This is a genomic window from Rhodococcus sp. A14, assembly GCF_011603105.1.
GTDB classification, from domain to species: domain Bacteria; phylum Actinomycetota; class Actinomycetes; order Mycobacteriales; family Mycobacteriaceae; genus Rhodococcus_F; species Rhodococcus_F opacus.
Genome location: NZ_JAAOQS010000132.1, coordinates 1 through 21,204, shown reverse-complemented (window position 1 = coordinate 21,204; position 21,204 = coordinate 1). Strand labels below are relative to the sequence as shown.

General features: G+C 67.7%; 17 protein-coding genes and 1 pseudogene. 9 read left to right on the top strand and 9 right to left on the bottom strand.

The window, feature by feature from the left end; translation table 11 throughout:
• Positions 1 to 40: 40 nt before the first annotated feature.
• A complete protein-coding gene (locus G9373_RS47955) occupies positions 41 to 169 on the bottom strand; it encodes a hypothetical protein (RefSeq protein WP_009478066.1) in 129 nt (42 codons plus the stop codon).
• Between the two features lie 152 nt (positions 170 to 321).
• Here G9373_RS47955 and G9373_RS39410 point away from each other — a divergent pair, with 152 nt between their 5' ends.
• Entirely contained in the window at positions 322 to 762 is a 441-nt protein-coding gene (locus G9373_RS39410; protein WP_167120444.1) for a cupin domain-containing protein, read from the top strand.
• Between the two features lie 68 nt (positions 763 to 830).
• Here G9373_RS39410 and G9373_RS39405 read toward each other — a convergent pair whose 3' ends face one another.
• The gene (locus tag G9373_RS39405; RefSeq protein ID WP_167120438.1) at positions 831 to 1,679 is read right to left on the bottom strand and encodes an aldo/keto reductase; all 849 of its coding nucleotides are present in this window, start codon (positions 1,677 to 1,679) and stop codon (positions 831 to 833) included.
• 137 nt (positions 1,680 to 1,816) lie between these two features.
• On the opposite strand from G9373_RS39405, the gene G9373_RS39400 reads away from it, so the two are divergent.
• Both G9373_RS39400 and G9373_RS39395 read left to right on the top strand, forming a co-directional pair.
• Positions 1,817 to 2,410 carry a class I SAM-dependent methyltransferase gene (locus G9373_RS39400; protein ID WP_005260540.1) on the top strand — a complete coding sequence of 198 codons (594 nt, stop codon included), beginning with the start codon at positions 1,817 to 1,819 and terminating at the stop codon, positions 2,408 to 2,410.
• Positions 2,411 to 2,425: 15 nt separating this feature from the next.
• Complete coding sequence (locus G9373_RS39395) at positions 2,426 to 4,066, top strand: ABC-F family ATP-binding cassette domain-containing protein (RefSeq protein WP_005568337.1); 1,641 nt, start codon at positions 2,426 to 2,428, stop codon at positions 4,064 to 4,066.
• Here the strand turns inward: G9373_RS39395 and fdxA are convergent, their stop codons facing one another.
• Complete coding sequence (fdxA, locus tag G9373_RS39390; RefSeq protein WP_005244047.1) at positions 4,067 to 4,393, bottom strand: ferredoxin; 327 nt, start codon at positions 4,391 to 4,393, stop codon at positions 4,067 to 4,069.
• Positions 4,394 to 4,537: 144 nt separating this feature from the next.
• Here fdxA and G9373_RS39385 point away from each other — a divergent pair, with 144 nt between their 5' ends.
• The 5 genes from G9373_RS39385 (at position 4,538) to G9373_RS39365 (ending at position 10,763) form a co-directional block, all read left to right on the top strand.
• Positions 4,538 to 4,843: a helix-turn-helix transcriptional regulator gene (locus G9373_RS39385; RefSeq protein ID WP_037205025.1), complete on the top strand. Its 306-nt coding sequence runs from the start codon at positions 4,538 to 4,540 to the stop codon at positions 4,841 to 4,843.
• Positions 4,836 to 5,375, top strand: a complete 540-nt coding sequence (locus tag G9373_RS39380) for a hypothetical protein (RefSeq protein ID WP_005260543.1) — start codon at positions 4,836 to 4,838, stop codon at positions 5,373 to 5,375. The genes G9373_RS39385 and G9373_RS39380 overlap by 8 nt, the downstream gene beginning before the upstream one ends.
• A 31-nt stretch (positions 5,376 to 5,406) precedes the next feature.
• Positions 5,407 to 6,303: an ATP-binding cassette domain-containing protein gene (locus G9373_RS39375; RefSeq protein WP_007298197.1), complete on the top strand. Its 897-nt coding sequence runs from the start codon at positions 5,407 to 5,409 to the stop codon at positions 6,301 to 6,303.
• Positions 6,300 to 7,493: an ABC transporter permease gene (locus G9373_RS39370; RefSeq protein ID WP_005568341.1), complete on the top strand. Its 1,194-nt coding sequence runs from the start codon at positions 6,300 to 6,302 to the stop codon at positions 7,491 to 7,493. Before G9373_RS39375 ends, G9373_RS39370 begins: the two co-directional genes overlap by 4 nt.
• Positions 7,494 to 7,583: 90 nt before the next feature.
• Positions 7,584 to 10,763, top strand: a complete 3,180-nt coding sequence (locus G9373_RS39365) for a multicopper oxidase domain-containing protein (RefSeq protein ID WP_167120435.1) — start codon at positions 7,584 to 7,586, stop codon at positions 10,761 to 10,763.
• A gap of 10 nt (positions 10,764 to 10,773) precedes the next feature.
• On the opposite strand, the gene G9373_RS39360 is transcribed toward G9373_RS39365, so the two are convergent.
• From G9373_RS39360 to G9373_RS39345, 4 genes are read right to left on the bottom strand one after another with little or no spacing between them, the layout of a single operon-like run.
• A complete protein-coding gene (locus tag G9373_RS39360) occupies positions 10,774 to 11,241 on the bottom strand; it encodes an SRPBCC family protein (RefSeq protein ID WP_005568345.1) in 468 nt (155 codons plus the stop codon).
• Between the two features lie 21 nt (positions 11,242 to 11,262).
• On the bottom strand, positions 11,263 to 12,246 hold the full coding sequence (locus G9373_RS39355) for an antibiotic biosynthesis monooxygenase (protein ID WP_167120430.1): 984 nt from the start codon (positions 12,244 to 12,246) through the stop codon (positions 11,263 to 11,265).
• Positions 12,247 to 12,263: 17 nt separating this feature from the next.
• Positions 12,264 to 14,981: a molybdopterin cofactor-binding domain-containing protein gene (locus G9373_RS39350; RefSeq protein ID WP_167120427.1), complete on the bottom strand. Its 2,718-nt coding sequence runs from the start codon at positions 14,979 to 14,981 to the stop codon at positions 12,264 to 12,266.
• Entirely contained in the window at positions 14,978 to 15,805 is an 828-nt protein-coding gene (locus tag G9373_RS39345) for an FAD binding domain-containing protein (protein ID WP_005568350.1), read from the bottom strand. Before G9373_RS39345 ends, G9373_RS39350 begins: the two co-directional genes overlap by 4 nt.
• A gap of 216 nt (positions 15,806 to 16,021) precedes the next feature.
• Here G9373_RS39345 and G9373_RS39340 point away from each other — a divergent pair, with 216 nt between their 5' ends.
• Entirely contained in the window at positions 16,022 to 17,518 is a 1,497-nt protein-coding gene (locus G9373_RS39340; RefSeq protein ID WP_005568351.1) for a carboxyl transferase domain-containing protein, read from the top strand.
• Here G9373_RS39340 and asnB read toward each other — a convergent pair.
• Positions 17,515 to 19,357 (bottom strand): annotated as a pseudogene (asnB, locus tag G9373_RS39335) (asparagine synthase (glutamine-hydrolyzing)). The gene G9373_RS39340 and the pseudogene asnB overlap by 4 nt on opposite strands.
• A gap of 173 nt (positions 19,358 to 19,530) precedes the next feature.
• Positions 19,531 to 20,991 carry an HNH endonuclease signature motif containing protein gene (locus G9373_RS39330; RefSeq protein WP_167120422.1) on the bottom strand — a complete coding sequence of 487 codons (1,461 nt, stop codon included), beginning with the start codon at positions 20,989 to 20,991 and terminating at the stop codon, positions 19,531 to 19,533.
• Positions 20,992 to 21,204: the final 213 nt, after the last annotated feature.

Below are 21,204 nucleotides of genomic sequence, written 5' to 3'. Positions count from 1 at the left end.
CGCCCGGACCCGCCCCCGACGGGTGTCGACCCACATGGAGTCAGTCGGGGAGTTCGCCGACATCGTGCTTGATCGTCGCGTCGCTGAGAAGGAGTCCGACCCCGAGGGCCATGACGCCGATTCCGAGTCCGATTGCGGCTCCGCCGAGTCCGAGCATGATTCCGAGCATGGTGTCTCCTGTTCGTCGCTGGTGTGCGGGATTTCGTGCCCCCGCTTTCTGAACACCTACGACTCTCGCGGCTCCGGCCGTCCGAGATAAGACACCCCAGGGGTGGTGCGAGCACACCCCAGGGCGCGGTGCCGGGCGGCAGAATGGCGGCCATGACGGAATTACCGGAATGGGCCCGAACGCTCGACCTCGCCCCGCACCCCGAAGGCGGCTGGTACCGCGAGACGTGGCGCAGCGACGTCATGATCCCGGAGGAAAGCCTGCCCGGCGACTACCCCGGGCCGAGGGCAGCCGGTACCGCAATCCTGTTCCTCCTCATGCCCGGACAGCAGTCGGAATGGCACAGCGTGCGCAGCGCCGAGATCTGGCTGTACCACCGGGGCAGCCCCCTGCGGCTCGAACTCGGCGGGGACGGGAGCGAACCCGCGGCTCCGGACGCGCAGGTCCTCGGCGCAGACGTCGCGGCGGGCCAGCAACCACAGCTGCTGGTCCCGCCGCGACATTGGCAGCGAGCGAAGCCCGAGGGCGACGAACCGACTCTCGTCAGTTGCGTCGTCACCCCGGGCTTCGACTTCGCGGACTTCCGGCTCTAGGCCCTCCGGGCCCGTGCGCCTTTTTGGTAGCTGCAGCAACCAGAAAGGCGCACGGGCGGCGGAGCCGCCTACGCGCCCAGCGTTGCCGGGTCGGGGCCGATGCGCCCGTCGGCCCGGGTCAGCGAACCGACGGTGTTGATCTCGTCGGGGGTCAACTCGAAGTCGAAGACGGCGAAGTTGGCGGCGATGCGCTCCGGCGTCACCGACTTGGGGATGACCACGTTGCCGATCTGCAGGTGCCAGCGGATGATCACCTGCGCGGTCGTCTTACCGTGCGCTGCAGCGATCTTCGCGATGGACTCGTCCTCGAGGACGGTGCCCTGCCCGAGCGGGCTCCATGCCTCGGTCGCGATGCCCTTGCCGGTGTGGAAGGCGCGCAGGTCGGCCTGGTTGAACCGCGGGTGCAGCTCGACCTGGTTGATCGCGGGCACCTCGCCCGTCTCGGCGATCAGACGGTCGAGGGTCTCCGGGGTGAAGTTGGAGACACCGATCGACCGCGCACGCCCGTCGGCCTTGATCTTCTGAAAGGCCTTGAACGTGTCCACGTAGCGGTCCGCGGACGGGACCGGCCAATGGATGAGGTAGAGGTCGACGTAGTCGAGCCCGAGGCGGTTCAGGCTGTCGTCGAACGCGCGGAGCGTGGAGTCGTACCCCTGGTCGTCGTTCCACAGCTTGGTGGTGACGAACAGCTCGTCACGGGCAATTCCGGAGTCCGCGAGCGCGCGGCCCACTCCGGTTTCGTTCTCGTAGATCTTGGCGGTGTCGATGCTGCGGTACCCGGCCTTCAGCGCTTCGGTGACCGCGGCGTGGCTCTCGTCGTCCGCCACCTGCCACACGCCGAAGCCGAGGGCAGGAATGCTGTTCCCGTCGTTGAGCGTGACCGTAGGTACAGGACTCTGTGCATTGTTGAAACCCATGGGACTGTCCAACCGGGCTCCCGGACCAGATGTTCCCGCCGTCTCAGAATGTGGACTTTCGCGTGTCGTTTCGGTACGACCGGGTAATCCGACGGCATCGGCGTCAGGTGGTGACGCGCCCGGTGGAAGGGGCGGACATGGGCCTCGGATACACATTGGCCTATCGGTTCAAGATCACGCCCTGGGTGAAAGCGGGCCGCGTCTTCGGAAGTCAGATCGAGACGTTGCTCGATCCCTTCGACGCACCACCGGGAGAGGTCCTCGACATCGGATGCGGCACCGGTGACCATGCCATCGAGATGGCCCGGCGGGGGTGGCAGGTGACGGGGATCGACACCGTCCAGCTGGCCCTCGACAAGGCGCGGTCCAAGGCGCGGAAGGCGGGCGTCGACGTGCGTTTCATGCACGCGGACGCCACCGACCTCGAGCACGCCGTCGGCCGGGGGTATCACCTGATCCTGGATGTGGGGTGCTACCACGGGCTCAGCGACCACGACCGGGTCGCATACGCCGAGAACGTCACGACCGTGAGCGAACCGCACGCCACCCTGCTGATGTTCGCGTTCGGGCCGGGGCATCGCGGCCCGCTGCCGCGTGGGGTCTCCCGCTCCGACGTGGAGCGGACGTTCGAGAAGTGGAAACTCGTGTCGGACGTCGACGCGGACACGACCGGTATGCCGGGGCCGCTCAAGAAGGCCGACCCCCGCTGGTTCCGCCTCGTCAAGCGCTGAGTGGATAATCGCCGGGTGACTGCAACACTGCACATCAGCGGACTGTCGGCTTCGCGCGGTGAGCGCACCCTCTTCTCCGGCCTCGACCTGACCGTCGCCCCGGGCGACGTGACCGGCCTCGTGGGGGCGAACGGCGCCGGCAAGTCGACGCTGCTGACGGCCCTGGCCGGGGTCGGCTCGGCGGACGTCGAGGGCAGTATCGTGCTGAGCCCACCCGACGCCGCCGTCGGCTACCTCGCCCAGGAACCCGACCGCATCGTCGGCGAGACGGTGCTCGACTTCCTCGGTCGCAGGACCGGCGTCACCGAGGCCGAGCACACCATGAACGCGGCCGCCGAAACGCTCGGCGAGTCGGAGGAGGATCTCTACTCCCCCGCCCTCGAACGGTGGCTGGCGCTGGGCGGCGCCGACCTCGCCGAGCGCGCGGAGAAGGTCGTGAGCGAACTCGGGCTGGGAGTGTCGCTCGACGCGCACATGACGTCGCTGTCCGGCGGACAGGCCGCGCGCGCCGGATTGGCGTCGCTGCTGCTGTCCCGGTACGACGTACTGCTGCTCGACGAGCCGACCAACGACCTCGACCTCGTGGGGCTCGAGCAGCTCGAACGTTTCGTCGCCGAGAGCCGGGCGGCCGTGGTGGTGGTGAGTCACGATCGAGAATTCTTGGCGCGCACCGTGACCGGCATCGTGGAACTCGACCTCGTACAGCAGCAGATCGCGGTCTACGACGGCAGCTACGACTCGTATCTCGCCGAACGGGAGATCGCGCGCAGGCACGCCCGGGAGGCGTACGAGGAGTACGCCGGGACCCGTTCGGACCTCGAGGACCGCGCACAGATGCAGCGGAACTGGATGGAGCACGGTGTCCGGAACGCGCGTCGCAAGGCGAAGGACAACGACAAGATCGGCAAGGGTCTGCGCACCGAGTCCACCGAGAAGCAGGCCGCGAAGGCCCGGCAGACGCAACGCCGGATCGAGCGGCTCGAGGTGGTCGAGGAACCGCGGAAGGAGTGGGAACTGCGGATGGAGATCGCCGCCGCCCCCCGCAGCGGATCGGTCGTGGCGACGGCGAACGGCGCCACCGTCGCGTGGGGCGGGGACCGCGAGTTCACGTTCGGTCCGGTCACCACTCAGGTGGACTGGGGTGACCGGATCCTCATCACCGGCGCCAACGGTTCCGGCAAGACGACCCTGCTGAAGGTGCTGCTGGGCAAGATCGCCCTGGACGCGGGCACCGCGTCACTCGGTTCGGGTGTGGCGATCGGCGAGATCGATCAGGCCCGCGGCCTGTTCGAGGGCGGCGAGAAGGTGGCCGACGCGTTCGCGGCACAGATCCCGGACTGGCCGGACGCCGACGTGCGGACACTGCTCGCGAAGTTCGGGCTCAAGGGACACCACGTGCTGCGGCCGGCGGCGTCGCTGTCACCCGGGGAACGCACCCGCGCCGCCCTCGCCCTGCTGCAGGCGCGGGGGGTCAACCTGCTGGTGCTCGACGAGCCCACCAACCACCTGGACCTCCCCGCGATCGAACAGCTCGAGCAGGCCATGGATAACTTCGACGGCACGCTGCTGCTGGTCACCCACGACCGGCGGATGCTGGATTCGACGCGCAGCACCCGCCGGTGGCGAATGGACGGCGGCCGGCTGTCCGAGGAGTAGTCAGTCGCCCTCGGCCATGGGCGGCAACGCCTTGACGAACGGCGGGTCGTAGTCGACCTTGCCCAGCTTCGCCGCGCCGCCGGGGGAACCGAGGTCGTCGAAGAAGTCGGCGTTCGCCTTGGTGTACTCCACCCATTGGTCCGGGACGTCGTCCTCGTAGAAGATCGCCTCGACGGGGCAGACCGGCTCACAGGCGCCGCAGTCGACGCATTCGTCGGGGTGGATGTAGAGCATCCGACCGCCCTCGTAAATGCAGTCGACGGGACATTCTTCGATGCATGCCTTGTCCAGAACGTCGACACAGGGCTCAGCGATGGTGTAGGTCACGTCAGTAATCCTGTCCTTTCCTGCCGTCCCGCGCGAATCGCCTCCACTCTGCCACGCAATTTCCCTGGGTCAACCTGTCATTTTGACGCCCGTTGCCGTTGTACACCATTGACAAACTGTTGGGTTTTCACAACACTTTGTTGCATGAGCCCAGTACGGCGTGGGGACGCCCTCCCCATCTACAACCGCATCGGCGTTCTTCGCGCCGAGCGTGGGATGAGCCGGGCTCAGCTGGCGGGGCTCATCGACGTCAATCCCCAGACCGTCGGCGCGCTCGAACGGGGCGACCACTACCCCAGCCTCGACCTGGCGTTCCGTATCTCGTGGGTGTTCGAACTGCCGGTGGAAGCCATCTTCTCCCGCACCGAGTTCGGACCCCTGTCCACCGAGCTGTACCGCACCGACCGACCGCCGTCCACGACAGGAAACGGGGAGAGTTCCCATGCCTGAGACCAATCTGATCGAGCGGTACCAGGGGTTCCGGACGCGCAGATTCCTCCAGAACGAACGCCGTTACCGGACGTGGCTACCGGCGTGGCGGACACGCAACCGCAGACGAATCCTGGTGGTCGCCCTCGCGGTCACGTTCGTGTTCATGACCGCCGTCGGCATCGTGTGCCATTTCGACATGGTCGTCGGGCCGCTGCTGTGGCTGCCCGCGTGCCTGTTGTTCTTCCCGCTGTGGACGATGCTCCAGATCGTGTCCGGGCGGCAGGGGGACGCTCCGCGCGACGCGCTCGACGAGTGGGAGATCCAGCAACGCAACAGTGCCCGGTCGATCGGGCTCACGGTCACCCAGCTACTGACGCTCGTTCCTGCGCTGTACCTGATCTTCGTCGGCGCGCTGGACGGCGATCACGGCAACGTGCCGTACGCCGCGGGACTGCTCGTCGTCACCGCACTGATGGTCGGGGGGTGCACGCCCGCCATGATCCTCGGCTGGACGCAACCCGATCCCGACCCCGACGACCTCGCTTCGTAGGAACACCCGCACTCCAGAACGGGAAGGACCCATGTCACACACCCTCACGATCGACGGCATCTCCAAACGGTACGGCGAGGTCGTCGCACTCGACGACCTGTCCTTCGAGGTCCGCCCCGGTGAGATCTTCGGTTTCGTCGGCAGCAACGGTGCCGGCAAGACCACCACCATGCGCATCGCGCTGGGCGTCCTGTCCGCCGATTCCGGCGAGGTCCGGCTCGGCGGCAAGCCGGTGGACCTGGATGTGCGGCGCACCATCGGGTACATGCCGGAGGAACGCGGGCTGTACCCGAAGATGAAGGTGGGCAAGCAACTCGAATACCTCGCCGAGCTGCACGGCATTTCCCGCTCGGCGGCGCGGGAGGCGGTCGCCCGCTGGACCGAACGCCTCGGCATCGCGGACCGTGTCGGCGACACCGTCGACGCACTCTCGCTCGGCAATCAGCAACGCGTCCAGCTGGCCGCTGCGCTCGTCCACGATCCGGCGGTGCTGGTTCTCGACGAACCCTTCTCCGGACTCGACCCCGTCGCGGTGGACGTCATGAGCGCCGTGCTGGTGGAGAAGGCGAACACCGGAGTGCCGGTGATCTTCTCGAGCCATCAGCTCGAACTCGTCCAGCGCCTGTGCCACCGCGTCGGCATCATCAGCCACGGCCGGATGCGTGCCGTCGGCACCGTCGACGAACTGCGCGGCCGCGGCAACACCCAACTCGAAGTCCACGCGCCGGAAGCGCCGGTCGGCTGGGCGCACCATCTCGAGGGCGTCACCACGATCAGTCACCTCGACGGCCGGACCCTGCTGTCGCTCGACACCGGGGTGGACGACCAGCTCATCCTGCACACCGCCCTGAAGACCGGGCCGGTGCACGAATTCTCGCTGCACCGGCCCACCCTGACCGATCTGTTCCGAGAGGTGGTCACGGCATGAGTGCCCCACTGAGCCCCGCCCGCGCGATCGGCCTCGTGGCCCGCCGCGAATTCCTGACACAGGTGGCGAAGAAGAGCTTCGTCATCAGCAACGTGATCATCCTGCTGGCCATCGTGGGCGGCATCGTCGCGTACTCGCTGTTCTCGGGCGGTGACGACGAACGCGCCACCATCGGACTCGTCGGCGACCAGTCGCTCGCGCCGGCTCTCGTCGCCACCGGTGACGCGGTCGGGACGCCGGTCGACGTCGTCCCGGCCACGGACGAACAGGCCGCGCGCGACGAGGTGGGGAACGGTGACCTCGACGTCGCCCTGATTCCCGGCACCGACGGGTCCGTCACGGCCGTCACCGAATCCGAGATCGGCTCCGGGCTTCGCACCGTGATCGACGCCGCCGTGGTGCAGCAGGCTCAGGCCGGCGCGCTCGCCGCACAGGGCGTGGACCCCGCGCAACTTGCCGAAGCGACCGGCCGGGCAGTCGTCACCGTCGACGCACTCGATCCGCCCGACCCGGAGAAGGGCCAGCGCGTGGCCCTCTCCATCGCCGTGGTCGTCCTGCTGTACATGCAGATCATGATGTTCGGCATGTACGTGGCGATGGGTGTGGTCGAGGAGAAGTCGAGCCGCGTCGTGGAACTGCTCCTGTCGACCCTCCGTCCGCTGCAGCTGCTCTGGGGCAAGGTGATCGGCATCGGCGCGGTCGGTCTCGTCCAGTTGACCGCCTACGGTGTGGTGGGTGTCGCCGCCGGACTCGCGACGGGCGTGCTCACCGTGACGGGGACGGCGATCGGGGTGCTGGCCGGAACGCTCGGCTGGTTCGTGCTCGGATTCGCGTTCTTCGCGGTCCTCTACGCCGCGGCCGGGTCGATGGTGTCGCGGCAGGAGGACGTCAACGCCACCGCGTCACCGCTGATGGTGCTGATCGTCATCATGTTCTTCAGCGCCTTCTCCTCGGTGAGCAACCCGGACGGCACCCTCAGCAATGTCCTCAGCTGGATTCCGCCGTTCTCGGCGATCCTGATGCCGCTGCGCATCGCCGCCGGCGTGGCGTCCCCGGTCCAGGTGGTCGTCACGGTCGCTCTGATGCTCGCGGTGACCGCCGCACTCAGCGTGCTGGCCGCGAAGATCTACCAGCGCTCGATCCTGCGGATCGGCAAGGTCGTGTCGTGGAAGGAGGCGCTCGGCAGGTAGCGAATTCCCAGCGCACGGCCAAGTTCCCTGTGTAGTCTTCGAATCGTCGATCGATGCTGCTCAGCTGCCGTCGTGGAACGGGGAACACCCATGGTCGTCCGTCGCGGGAAGCCGATCGTCGCCCTCGCCGTCGCAGTGGTCGCGTCCATGACGTTGATGCTGACGGCATGCACGTCCGACGAGCCGACCACTGCGGGCGGTGGCCACGCCGGCCCCGACGGCACCCCGGTCGCCTACCAGGAGCCGGTCAAGCTGTCGAGCGAGAACGGGGTGCTCGAGGTTCGACTGTCGGCCCATCAGGGCACGGTCGACCTCGACACCGTCTCGGAACCGGTGTCGGGCTTCCTGGTCTTCGGTTACAAGGTTCTGCAGGGCACGAGTTCGGACGGCTCGACCACGGGCGACGACGTCTACCCGGCACCGACGTTGCGCGTCGATCCGGGTGAGCGCCTGATCATCCACTACGACAACGATCTCCGGAACCTGACGATCGAGGACTTCTACGACCCCGCGTTCACGCCCGCGGGCGGGGAGGTCCCGATCTATCCCCCGGCCCTCGAATCGGCGCCGCTGAACCTGCACACCCACGGTGTGCACGTGAGCCCGGACGGCAACGCCGACAACGTGCTGCTCGACATTCCCGCCGGAATGGGCAACGTCTACGACTACGCGGTACCGAAGGACATGCCGAACGGCCTGTACTGGTACCACAGCCACCGCCACACGATGACCGCGCAACAGACGTACGCGGGGCTCGCGGGACTGCTGGAGATCGGCAGGCCCGACGGCAACCTTCCCCTGGTGACGCAGGACGACGTACCCATCCGCGACATGGCGCTGCAGTACAACTTCGTCTTCGACCGTAAAGGCAACGGCCACCAGCTGAACGACCCGAACTGGCCACAGTTCGTGAGCACACTGACGCCACCGGAGGGGACGCAGCTCGCCGACGGAACGTACGAGCCGAGCCTGGCGCCCGTGAACTTCTCGGAAACCACGGAGGGCTCCCAGTACGTCACCAACTGGTACTCCGGGCCGCTGTCGCCGGCGAACCATCGCGGGCAGAACCAGTTCGTGCCGGGCAATCTCCAGAGTTTCAGCAATGATTCGACGAACATTCCCGCCGACCCGTCGCTGCCGGACAACGAACGCGACGTGCAGTACACGGTCAACGGGCAGTTCCAGCCGGAACTGAAACTGAAGCCGGGCCAGACGGAGATCTGGTCGCTGGCGAACATCAGCGACTTCGCCTACATGCCACTCAGACTCACCGAGACCGCAACAGGCAACCACCCGAAGTTCGCCATCGTCGGCCAGGACGGAAACCCCCTCACCCAGGTGCAGCTGCCCGTCGGAGGTGACGGCACCCGGCTCGTCATCCCGCCCGGGTCGCGGTACGCGATCGCCGTGACCATGCCGGACACCGGCGATCTGGTGCTCGACATGCCACCGCTGGACGGGGCGAAGCCCGTCACCAACCCCGGCGTGCTCTACACGAACAACGGCACCGACAACCCCCCGGCCGAGCTGGGCACGGTGACCGTCGACCCGTCGGTCATCAGTTACGCCGACGGCTTCTTCACCTTCCCCACCCAGACCCTCCTCCACGTCACACCCGACAGCGGCGAAGGGCGGACCACTCCGTTCGAGCCCGGCCAGAACCTCGACGCGTACACGTCTTTCGTGGACACGTCGGTGATGACGCCCGACGTCAAACGCACTCTCACGGTCTCGGGCGGGTTCGGCAACGAGAAGGCCAGCAACAGCGACCCGAAGGCCTTCACGTACGAGTTCGCCGACAACACGTTCCCGAACATCCCGCTGATCCAGCCGCGCCTCAATTCGGTCGAGGAATGGTTGATCACGAACCTCAACAACGACGAGCACCCGATGCACATCCACGTCAACGACTTCCAGGTGATGGAGATCGTCGACCCGATCGCGGGCACCCGGACCGGGGTGCAACCGTGGGGCGAGGACAACGTGAACGTGCCGGCGCCCGTCACCGATGCGAACGAGAACCCGCTCGTGCCCGCATCGGTGACGCTGCGCACGAAGTTCACGGAGTACACGGGCACTTTCGTGATCCACTGCCATCGCCTCAACCACGAGGACAACGGACTGATGGCCACCGTCAACGTCATCCCCGAGGTGTCGACGTACGCGGTGGCGGTGCCGGGTTCGGCGGGCACCCCCGCGACCGTGCAGGTCCACGACGGCAACGGCGACAAGGTGATCGCCGCGGTCACACCGTTCCCGTCGTTCGAGGGCACCCCGACGGTGGCGATGGCCGACGTCGACGGCGACATGATCCTCGACCTCGTCGCCGGGACCGGTGCGGGTGTGTCGCCGGAGGTCGTCGCGTACGACGGCAACGATGTCGGCTCCGGCCCGTTCACCGCCGAGCTGACCCGGTTCGCCCCGTTCGACGACGGCTTCCGCGGAGGCGTCACCGTCGCGGGTGCGGACATCGACGGAAACGCGCTGGCCGACAACATCATCGCCGGCACAGGCCCCGGCACCGAATCGCAGGTGAAGGTGTTCTCGTCCACCCTGCCCACGGAGAAAGGCGCGGCACCCGAGGTCTTCTCGAGCTTTACCCCCTACCCCGGGTCGCAGTCCGGGGTCACCGTCGCGACGGGCCTGGTCGACGCCGCCTCGGGCCGGGCAAGCATCGTCACCGCCCCGGGGCCGGGAGAAGCGCCTCGCGTGAAGACGTTCCGCTACGACCTGTTCGAGCCGACGGCCGCCGCGACTGCCGACGGCACAGCGGACGAGCACGCCGGCCACACCGGCGGACCACGGATGACGTCGGAGTTCCTCGCTTTCGACGAGAGCTACCTCGGCGGTGTCTCACTCTCGACGGGGTGGGTGGCCGGCGCCGAAGGCGGAGCGAAGAGCGTCGTGACGGGCATGCTGGGCGGCGACGGCACTGTTCGGGTGTGGTCGAGTGGGTCACGCCTCGACGGTGAACCGGACATGTATCTCGAGAGCCCGAACCACCACTCCGGCGACGTCGTGTTCACGCAGATCGCGTCGTTCGCACCGTTCGCCGGCGGCCCTCCCGGCAGCGGGGTTCAGGTGGCCACCACCAGCACCACCACCGGCGCCGACCTGCTCGTCAGCGGCCCCGGGCCGGGCGGCACGGAGGTGCGCAAGTTCGGACTGGGCCGCGCCGAACCCCAATCCACCACGCTGGTGCCGCTGCCGTTGGGCGCCCTCCCCGCGCTCCCCGCGGCGCAAGGGTCCGTGCCTCTCGGCGGGCGGTAGGTGCAGGGGGTCAGCCGGCCCGCTTCCCGGCGGCGTCGGCGATGTCGTCGAGATCGCGCCGGATCGCCTTGGTGGTGGCCTTCAGGGCGAAGGAGCCGAACACCTTCATCATGAACTTCGATACTGCGCCGAGCCCAGTTGCTTCCGCTGAGAAGTGGAAGGTCAGGGTGGTGCCGTCACCGGCAGGCTCCAGGGTGAACACCGTCGTGTAGTCCGCGCCGTGGGACGACGCCTTCACGACGGTGCGCTTCTCCGGGTCGATCTCCGTGACCCACATTTCCTCGGTCGACGACTTGCCGAACAGCACCCGGGTCTCGCGCCACCGCGTGCCGACTTCGTATTTCGTCGAGTCCAGCCTCTCGAGCTTCTCCACACCGCTCAGCACCGATTCCGCGTTGTCCAGATCGGTGATGACCGCCCAGACCGCGCCGACGGGCGCATCGATCGTTCGGCTCACGCGGATTTCCGAGGCGGACATGAGGCACCCATTTCTTCCTTCTCAGGGCAGGGTCCAGAACTGGCGGGTCACCAGGTAGAAGACGATGACCCAGAACACCATGACCCCCACGACGATCGCGATCCCTCGACGGTTCGTTGTCGCTTCCGGAACGTCGGAGGGCGGCCGCAGCCAGCGCCCCAGCACCCGGTTCACGTAGTACGGCATCGTCACGAAGCTCATGATGAAGCTGGACAGCAGGTTTCCGACGAGCAGTCCGAGCCACAGCGGCATCTTCAGCGGCGACAACGCGAGGGTGAGAACCACGACGGTGGGATACAGACCGACCCACACCGCGATCGACGTCTTGGTTTCGGACGGCGGCGGCGCCTCGTTGCCGTTCTCGTCGAACGCGAACCAACTCCCGAAGGAGTTGTCGATGGTGCGCAATTCGAAGTCGTGGAACTTCTCCCCCTCCGCGAGAAGCTCCTGACGCTTCGCCGAGGTGAGCCACCTGTCGAGGTCGGCGGCGCTGTCGTAGCGGTACAGCGCGGTCCACTCGTCCTGAACTCCCTCGATGGGCCGGAAGAGTTCGCTCCCGCGGAATCCGTCGAACTTGCTCTCTTCCAATCGCAGTCGATCCTGCCACGCGAGGAAATCGTCGACGTGCTCCGGGCCGACACGGTGCGTCACGACGACCGTCACGAGCGGATCCGACTCGCGTGCGCCCCCGCTGATGACCTGCTGGGTGGCGGGGCCGTCGAAGTACTGCTGCCCCTCGTCCAGCCGGTGCTGCCGGGTGGCGCTGTTGATCCAGGCCTGCACGTGGGCCACGGAATCGAAGCGGTAGACCACGACCCAGTCGGGTTGCACGGCGGTGGGTGCCGAGATCTCGGCGCCCAGAAACCCCGGGTAGTGGGACGCGGCGCTGTTCATGTCCTGCTGCCAGGCTTCGAAGGCCTCCTCGGATCCGGCACGTACCTTCTGGCCGATGATGACCGTCGCGGCGTTGCCGGTGGACTTCTCGGTGGGCTTCTCGGTGTCCATCGCCCTCTCCTCACGGCTCAGGTCGTCGGAACCGATCGGTTCTCGCCGATTCGGTGGTAGATCCGCTCGGGGGTGAACGGCAACTCACGAAAACGCACACCCGTCGCGTTCTCCAGCGCGTTGGCCAGCGCAGGTGCCACCGGGTTGATGCAGCACTCCGCCATTCCCTTCGCACGCATCGGTCCGACGGAATCCGTCGAATCGACCAGCAGCACTTCGGTACGGGGAATGTCGGCGTAGGTGGGGATGCGGTAGTTGCGCAGGTTGGGGTTGATCATCACACCGTTGCCGTCGACGTGAAAGTTCTCGGTCAGCGCGAATCCGATGCCCTGGGCGACGCCGCCTTCGATCTGGCCGCGGACCTGCACCGGGTTGATGATTACCCCGGCGTCCGTGGCGTGGACGCTGTAGAGGATGCGGATCTCGCCCGTCACCCGGTGGACGGCGATGCGGAAACCGTGGGTGTTGGAGACGACGCTGCGCGGCGACCCGTACGCCTTGCGCGCCTCGGTGAACCGGATGCCGCGCCGACGGGCGGCGTCGAGGAGTTCGGTCAGCGGCACGCGCGTGCCGTCACAGAGCACCCCGTCGTCGTCCATCGAGCAGGACGCGACGTCGACCCCGGTGTGCGCGGCGGCGAACGCCAGGATGCGGTCGCGCAGGGCCTCCGACGCCCGCGACACGGCGTTGCCCGCGACGAAGAGGCCGGCGCTGGCGAACGCCCCCGTGTCGAATCCCGTACGGTCGGTGTCGGACTGCACGAGACGCACCCGCGACGGGGTGGTGCCGAGGTGGGTGGCCGCGATCTGCACGTGTGCGGTCGACGTTCCCTCACCGAATTCGACGGTGCCGACGGCGAGTTCGTACACGCCATCGGCGCCGAGCGTCGCCCACGCCTCGGAGATGTGTTCGGTCGGGGGCGCCGTCTCGTGCAGCGAGCTCGCGGTGCCCTCGCCGACGAGCCAGTCGTCGCCCAGCACCTGCCCGTTCCCGGTCCGCCTCAGTGCGGCGTCGACGAGATCGATGCACTGCCCGAGCCCGTCCTCCGCGAACACGACGTCGTCGGGACCGTCGTCGATCGCGACGAGTGAGTCACCGGGGCGGACGATGTTGCGGCGCCGCAACTCGAGCGGGTCGATGTCGAGCGCGACCGCCAGCTCGTGCATGGCGGACTCCACCGCAAAGGCGGGCTGGGTCATGCCGTACCCGCGCAGCGCTCCGCTGGGCACGCTGTTCGTGTAGACGGAGTACCCATCGAATTTCTTGTTGGGACAACGGTACGCCGAGATGGCGGCACCGGCGGCGAACAACGTCTCGCCGCCGTGGTTGCCGTACGCGCCCGTGTTCGACACGTTGCGCACCTGGAACGCCGTGAGTGTGCCGTCGGCCCGGGCGCCGAGCGTGATCGTCAGCTTCATCGGGTGCCGCGGCGACGCCGTCGTGAACTCTTCCTCCCGGGTGAACTCGAAGCAGACGGGCCGGCCCGTGTCGAGGGTGGCGAGCGCGACCAGATCCTCCGAGATCACCTCCTGTTTGCCGCCGAAACCGCCCCCGACGCGCATACAGAACACGCGCAATTGGTCGGGGCGCAGGTCGAACAGGTGAGCCAGCTTGACCTTCGCGATCGACGGCGACTGCGAACTCGTGCGCACGTGCAGGCGGCCGTCCTCCATCCAGGCGATCGACCCGTGCGTCTCGAGATGCGCGTGCTGCACGCGCGGGGTGAAGTAGGTGCCCTCGTGGATCACGTCGGCCTCGGCGAACCCCGCCTCGACGTCGCCCACCTCCCCGTGGAGCTCGAGCAGGATGTTGTGCACGGGATCCCGCACGAACGGGTCGTCCGATCCGTGCAACTGCGGTGCACCGTCGGCCATCGCCTCCTCCGGGTCGAACACCGCGGGCAGCACGTCGTATTCGACGACCACCCTGCGACACCCCTCCTCCGCGGCGCCGACCGTGTCGGCCAGCACCGCGACCACCCGCTGACCGGCGAAGCGGACCGTGTCGTCGAGGATGTACGTGTCGTCGGGGTCGACGAGGTGATCGGTGTGAATCGCGGTCGTGAACAGCTTCCGGGGCACGTCCTTCCATGTGTACACGCGGTGCACACCGGGGAGGGCGAGCGCCGCCGTCGTGTCGATCGAGACGATGCGGGCGTGGGCGTGCGGGGAATGCAGCACCACGAGGTGCAGCATGCCCTCGATCTCGGTGTCCATGGTGAACTCGGCACGGCCGGTGACCACATCGGTGGCCGCGGGTGCCCCGACGCTGGTGCCGACCGCGCGACCCGGCTCGGCGACCTCCACCGCGGCGACACCGTTGACGGCGTCCTCGATCGCTCGATAGCCGGTGCAGCGGCAGAGATTACCCTTCAGCGCGCGTGGCAGGTCTTCCTTCTGCGCGTCCGTGAACGTCGCCGACGTCATGATCATGCCCGCGGTGCAGAATCCGCACTGGAACCCGGGGGCGTCACGGAACTGCCGCTGCAGCGGATGCAGGTCGTCCGGCGAACCGAGGCCCTCGATGGTGGTCACCTCCCGCCCCTCCGCACGGAACGCCGGCGTGATGCAACTGTGCACGGGATCGCCGTCGAGCCACACCGTGCAGGCTCCGCAATCGCCTGCGTCGCAACCCTTCTTGACGCCGTGATGACCGAGCGACCGCACGAACGTGCGCAGACACTGCCCGGGATTCGGTTCCTCGTCGAACATCCTGCCGTTCACGGTGTACGTCACTGCCGGTCTCCTGCGGTGAACTCGGTCCGGATCTCCTCGGCGAAGTGCTTCGTCAGATGGCGACGGTGGTCAGGGGTGCCGTTGGGATCGTCGAACCACACGTCGTCGGGTATCGCGTCGATGCTCTGCCGGAGCGAGTCGGCGTCAGGTACGGCGTCGAAGGCCAGACGGATCGGACGGGTGGTGCCCGCCGTGATCGTGAGCAGCAGGTCGTCGCCGCCGGGCGCCTGGGTGCCGATCATGAACACCGTCGAACGGCCGAGGCGTGTGAGGGTGAAGCGGCGATGCGTGTGACGCTTGCGGAGGGCACGGACCGGGATGTCGATGCGGCGCAGGATCTCACCCGGTGTGAGCACGTTCTCGCGGTTGCCCGTCACGAAGTCGGCGGCGGCGACGGCGCGCTCGGACCCGTCGGTGGACCACAGCGTGTACGTCGCCTCGAGCGCGACCGCCAGAGTGATCATCGGACCCGCGGGAAGCGACATGCAGATATTGCCGCCCACCGTCGCCGAATTCCAGACCTTGAACGATGCCAGAAAGGCCTCGCAACTCGTCCCGAACAGCGAGGCGGCTCTCCAGTCATCCGGCGGCGCAAGCGCATACAGCTCACGGATCGTGCACGTCGCTCCGATCTCGAGGCCCGCGTCGCTCGGCACGAGGGTGTCCCAGGCGAGCGTCGTGAGATCGACGAGACGGCGCAGGTCGGGCTGCTGCTCGGAGAACAGCCACGTTCCGCCGGCCAGCCACGCGTCGCCTTCCCGCCACGCCGCACCCGGCCGGTCGGGTGGACGCCGAACGACATCGGTGATGGTGTTGAGGTCCATATGACTGCTCCACTCGGGAAATGTGTCGTCGTTCTCGTACCCGGCCTGCGTCAACCCATCTGACTTTAGACACCGCGACGGCGGTCTCGGTGTTAATTGCCGGGTTCCACTCGGGCGCTGTTTGCCGTGTTCCGGCCGCGCGGGCGACCGTGTGGGCGCCCGTCACCCGCCGTAGCAGACATTCGCCGCCCCGGACCGACCGCTACTCTCAGGGCCATGGCCGCCAAGATCTCCGCCCACGACGTGCTCGAGCTGGTACTGGACGCAGGCAGCTTCGTCTCCTGGGACACCGCGCCCGTCGATGCGCGGCCGAACGAGAAGTACCGCGCCGACCTGCGGAAGGCCGCCGAGAAGTCGGGTGTCGACGAATCGGTGATCACCGGCGTCGGCACCGTCCGCGGTCGCCCGGTCGCGGTGATCGCGTGCGAGTTCGCTTTCCTGGCCGGTTCGATCGGTGTTGCCGCGGCCGAGCGGATCGTCTCCGCCATCGAACGCGCCACCCGTGAGGGTCTCCCCCTGCTCGCTTCGCCCACGTCGGGGGGCACACGCATGCAGGAGGGCACCGTCGCCTTCGTGCAGATGGTGAAGATCGCGGCGGCCGTCGCCACCCACAAGGCCGCCCATCTCCCCTACCTGGTGTATCTGCGGAACCCGACCACCGGCGGCGTGTTCGCGTCCTGGGGTTCGCTCGGGCACATCACGGTGGCCGAACCCGGTGCACTCGTCGGGTTCCTCGGGCCCCGCGTCTACGAGGCGCTGTACGGCGAGAAATTCCCCGAGGGCGTGCAGACATCCGAGAACCTGTACCGCAACGGCGTCATCGACGGCGTCGTCCCTGCCACGCGCCTGCGCCGGCTCGTCCATCGGGCATTGCGGGTGCTGATCGATCCGCCGACGTCGACCGCCCTCACCGAACCGGCGCCGCCGGCCGTCGACATCCCCGACGTGCCCGCGTGGCAGTCGGTGATGTTGTCGCGGCGCGCCGACCGGCCCGGAATCCGCCACCTCCTGCGGCACGCAGCAACCGAGCAGGTGCCCCTCAGCGGCACCGGCCAGGGTGAAACCGAGGGGACGGTGCTGCTGTCGCTGGCACGTTTCCGCGGCGCACCGTGCGTGTTGCTGGGCCAGGACCGCGCCGGACAGTCGGCGCTGAACACGATGGGTCCCGCCGCCCTCCGCGAGGCACGCCGCGGCATGCGGTTGGCCGAGGAGTTGCAGATCCCCCTGGTCCTGGTGATCGACACCCTCGGTGCAGCACTGTCTCAGGAGGCGGAGGAACGCGGCCTGGCCCCCGAGATCGCACGTTGCATCTCCGACCTCGTGACGTTGAAGACGCCGACCGTGTCCGTTCTGCTCGGCCAGGGCACGGGCGGCGGCGCGCTCGCCTTCCTCCCCGCCGATCGCGTGCTCGCCGCGCAGAACGGGTGGCTCGCCCCGCTTCCCCCCGAAGGCGCCAGCGCCATCGTCCACCGCGACACCTCGCACGCCCCCGAGATGGCGGCCGCGCAGGGCATCCGTTCGCTCGACCTGCTGCGCGACGGCGTCATCGACGCCATCATCCCCGAGCATCCGGACGCCGCCGACGAGGCCGTCGACTTCTCCAAGCGGGTCGGCGAGGCCATCTCCCGGGAACTCCGTGCCCTGACCGGGGTTCCCGAGAGCGAGCGCTTCGCGGCCCGGCTCGCCCGCTACCGGAACCTCGGCCTGAGCTAAGACAGTTTGATCGTCGGGTTGTACATGTCCATCCACAGCGCGAGGTCGAGCGTGCGCTCGAGTCCGCGACGCGATACCTGACTGATCTGCGGGGTGTCGACGGACACCGCCCGGGACAACCAGTCCGCGCTGACCAGGCCGAACACCGGGTGCGAAGGGTCGCCGAGCAGGTCCTTGCCGTGCTCCTGCAACGCCACCGCGTACTTCGGGTCCTGGGTGGACGGGTACGGCGACTTGACCCGGTCGATCACCGACTGCGGCAGCACATCCCTGGTCGCCGCCCGCAGCAACGATTTCTCCTTGCCGTCGAACGTCTTCAGCGACCACGGCGTGTTGTAGACGTACTCGACCAGCCGGTGATCGCAGAACGGCACCCGGACCTCGAGTCCGACGGCCATGCTCGCGCGGTCCTTGCGGTCGAGCAGGACGCGGACGAACCGCGTCAGATGCAGGTAGCAGATCTTCCGCATCCGCCATTCGAAGTCGGATTCGCCGTCCAGCCGATCGATCCCGGACACCGCTGCGTCGTACGAGTCCTGCACGTAGTCGTCCATGTTCAGCCCCGCCGTCACCTCCGGGGTGAAGATGTTGCTCTCGTCGCCGAAGTGCTCGGCGAACTGCACGAGCCACGGGAAGGTGTTCGCCTGCTGCGCCTTCGGGTCGAAGAACTGCTTGTACCCGCCGAACACCTCGTCGGCCGACTCACCGGACAGCGCCACCGTGGAGTGCTGACGGATCGCCTTGAACAGCAGATACAGCGACGCGTCCATGTCGCCGAGGCCCATGGGAATGTCCCGGGCCCGGATGACCTTCGCGCGCACGGCGGGGTCGGCCAGTGCGTCGGAGTCGAGGACGATGTCCTGGTGCGCGGTCCCGGATCGCCGGGCCACGTCGTGCACGTACGGAGTATCCGGGGTGCCCCGCAGTTCGTCCGCGACGAAATGTTCGGTCTGACCGACGAAGTCGACGGCGAACGTGCGGACCGTCTCGCCCACCTCGGCGAGCTGCTCGGCGGCGATACCGGTCATCGCGGACGAGTCGAGACCACCGGACAGCAGGGTGCAGCGCGGCACGTCGGCGACCAGTTGCCTGCGCACGATGTCGTCGAGGAGTTCGCGGACATGGGTGACGGAGGTGTCCCGGTCGTCGGTGTGCGGACGGGTCTGCAGGGTCCAGTACCGGTGCGTCCGCAGTCCGGTGCGCGAGACGGTGACCACCGTGCCCGGCTCCACCTCACGCATGCCGTCCCACACCGCGTGTCCTGGTATCTTGACGAACGCGAACAGCTCCCGGATTCCGTCCATCGTGACAGTCGACTCGGCGATCGGATTGGCAAGGATCGCTTTAAGGTTCCGAACCGAACAGGACGCCGTCTCGGGTCTCGTGGTAGTAGAACGGCTTGATGCCCATCCGGTCGCGGATCATCACGAGTGCGTCGATCCGCGAATCCCAGATGGCGAACGCGTACATGCCGTTGAGCCGCTCCGCGACGGCCTCTCCCCACTCCAGATATCCGTGGAGCACCACCTCGGTGTCGGAGTCCGTGGCGAACCGGTGACCGCGCCCGTACAGCTCCTCGCGCAGTTCACCGAAGTTGTACACCTCGCCGGAGTAGACCATGGCAACGGTCCCGCCGGGGGTGTCTACGCTCATCGGCTGGTGCCCACCCGGCAGATCGATGATGGCGAGCCTTCGATGCGCGAGCGCGGCGTGTTCGACGACCCACGTACCGCGATCGTCCGGCCCCCGGCAGTTCATCGTCTCGGCCATGGCATCCACGGTGGACTGCTCGACGCGTAGATCGCGTTCGAACGAGATCCATCCGGCGATTCCGCACATGTGTTCCTCCCGCTGTCGCTGGCGCTCTTCCTTCAGCGCGTGGTCGGTTGCGAGGCGGCGAACCGAGTCCGAACCGTAGCAATCACATTGACAGTTCTTTACTCTTGCTAACCACCTATATTCCACGGTAACTTTTTTCGGCGCGCAGGCGGTGGGCCGGGGAAAGCCGCCTGTCAGAACGGCGAGGGTTCGTCGGCCGGGCAGGCGCCGGACGCTTGCGCGCCGGGCGACCGGCGCCGCACTGCATCCAGGTGCGCCCGCCGTCGGCGGCGCTCCGCCCGGATCCGCGCAGCAGTGTTCTGCGCACGGGCGCGGTGACGGGCCGCGGGGTTGGCGACATGGTCGCTTCCAGCAGCAGCGTCTCGTCCGACACCCAGGAGCCCCGACGACCGCGTTCGGTATCGGTGACCGGTGGGCGCGACCAACTCGATTCCACCGTCAGCGGTCACCCACCAGCGACCGGAATGCTTGAGCCTGTGATGATTTCGACAGTAGGCGGTCATGTTCCCGGCCACCGTCGGACCTCCGGCCGCGGGATCGGAATGATCGAACAGCCGATGATGATCGAGGTCGGTGTTCCAGGCCGCCACATCGCAGTGCAACCACTCGCACCCGCCGGCCAGCACCCGCATCCAGGTGTCGAGCACGGTGCCGGGACGGTACGTGGTCGGGACGACAGAACTCGGTGCCTGCACCGGTTCGACATCCGCGTCGGCGGCGATCTCGCGTGCGTGCGCCGCGTCGACGATTCCGTAGCCGTCGAGGTAGGCCGGTTCGTCGCCGCCCGCGAGTGTGGCGTCGAGCATGATGAGGTGCACGAGAGGCTTGCGCGCGGTCGTCGCGATGCGGGAGCGCTGGCCGCAATCGACCCGCCCGCATTCACACTGCACGAACCCGGCCCCGTCGATGAGCGCGGACAATCCGTCGGCCCGCCTCTGTTCGTATGTTCGAAGGTCTTTCGCACACACGGTGTTTGCCAGTTCGCGCAATCGCGCGTCGAATGCACGGCCCTGCGCCGCGGGAACGGAACCGAGGATTCGGCACATGCCGTCCTCTGCAGCACAGACTCCGACGAACCTGTCCGCCTGAGCCTTCTCCCGCTTGGCGCGCACCCCTGCCGGGTCGAGCCTCGCGATGATGCGGTTGGCGGCGTTCGTGAGCCTGCGGCCGGTCAACCCGGTTCCACCGGAGCGCGGCGGGGCCAGAACCTGTTCGAGGAGTTGATGTTCGACCTCGCCGATCCAGTCGTCGCTCACGTTTGCCGTCGCGTCCTCGATCAGCCGAACCCGGTACATGTCGAGATCACCACGTGCCATGGCCTCGCGCGTGGCGTGCAACCGGGTACGTAGCGACATGCCCAGACCGATCAGCCGACCCGCCGCCGCTCGCCCCATGGTGAGCGCGGCACCGATCTCGGCCTCGACCACTTCGTGCGCGGTCGACGTCCACGCCCCGTCGGACTCGACCTCGGCAGTGCGGCGCACGAAGAGCTCGGCGATCGCCGCCAGCTTCCGTTCGGCCACCACCGACTCACTGCGATGGAGGTCGGTCATCAACTCGACCAGACCCACATCGGATTCCCCGTCGACGAGACAGCAGATGGTCTCCCGAACGCCCCGATCGAATACCCCCATATCGAACATGTGTTCTCAGTAGCGAAAGTTGTTGCGCTCCACAAGACCCCACAACCCCCGCTACGCCTCGCAGAACCGCACGCCGCCTAGGAGCGTGGGTCTGTATTGCCAATCGGGATCGTTGCCAGGGTGCGCCGGAGTCGATTGGGCCGGCGGTGGGTGGGCAGATTGGTTCGGGATGAGCGCAGGTTGCGCGGGTGTCCGTACCGAGCT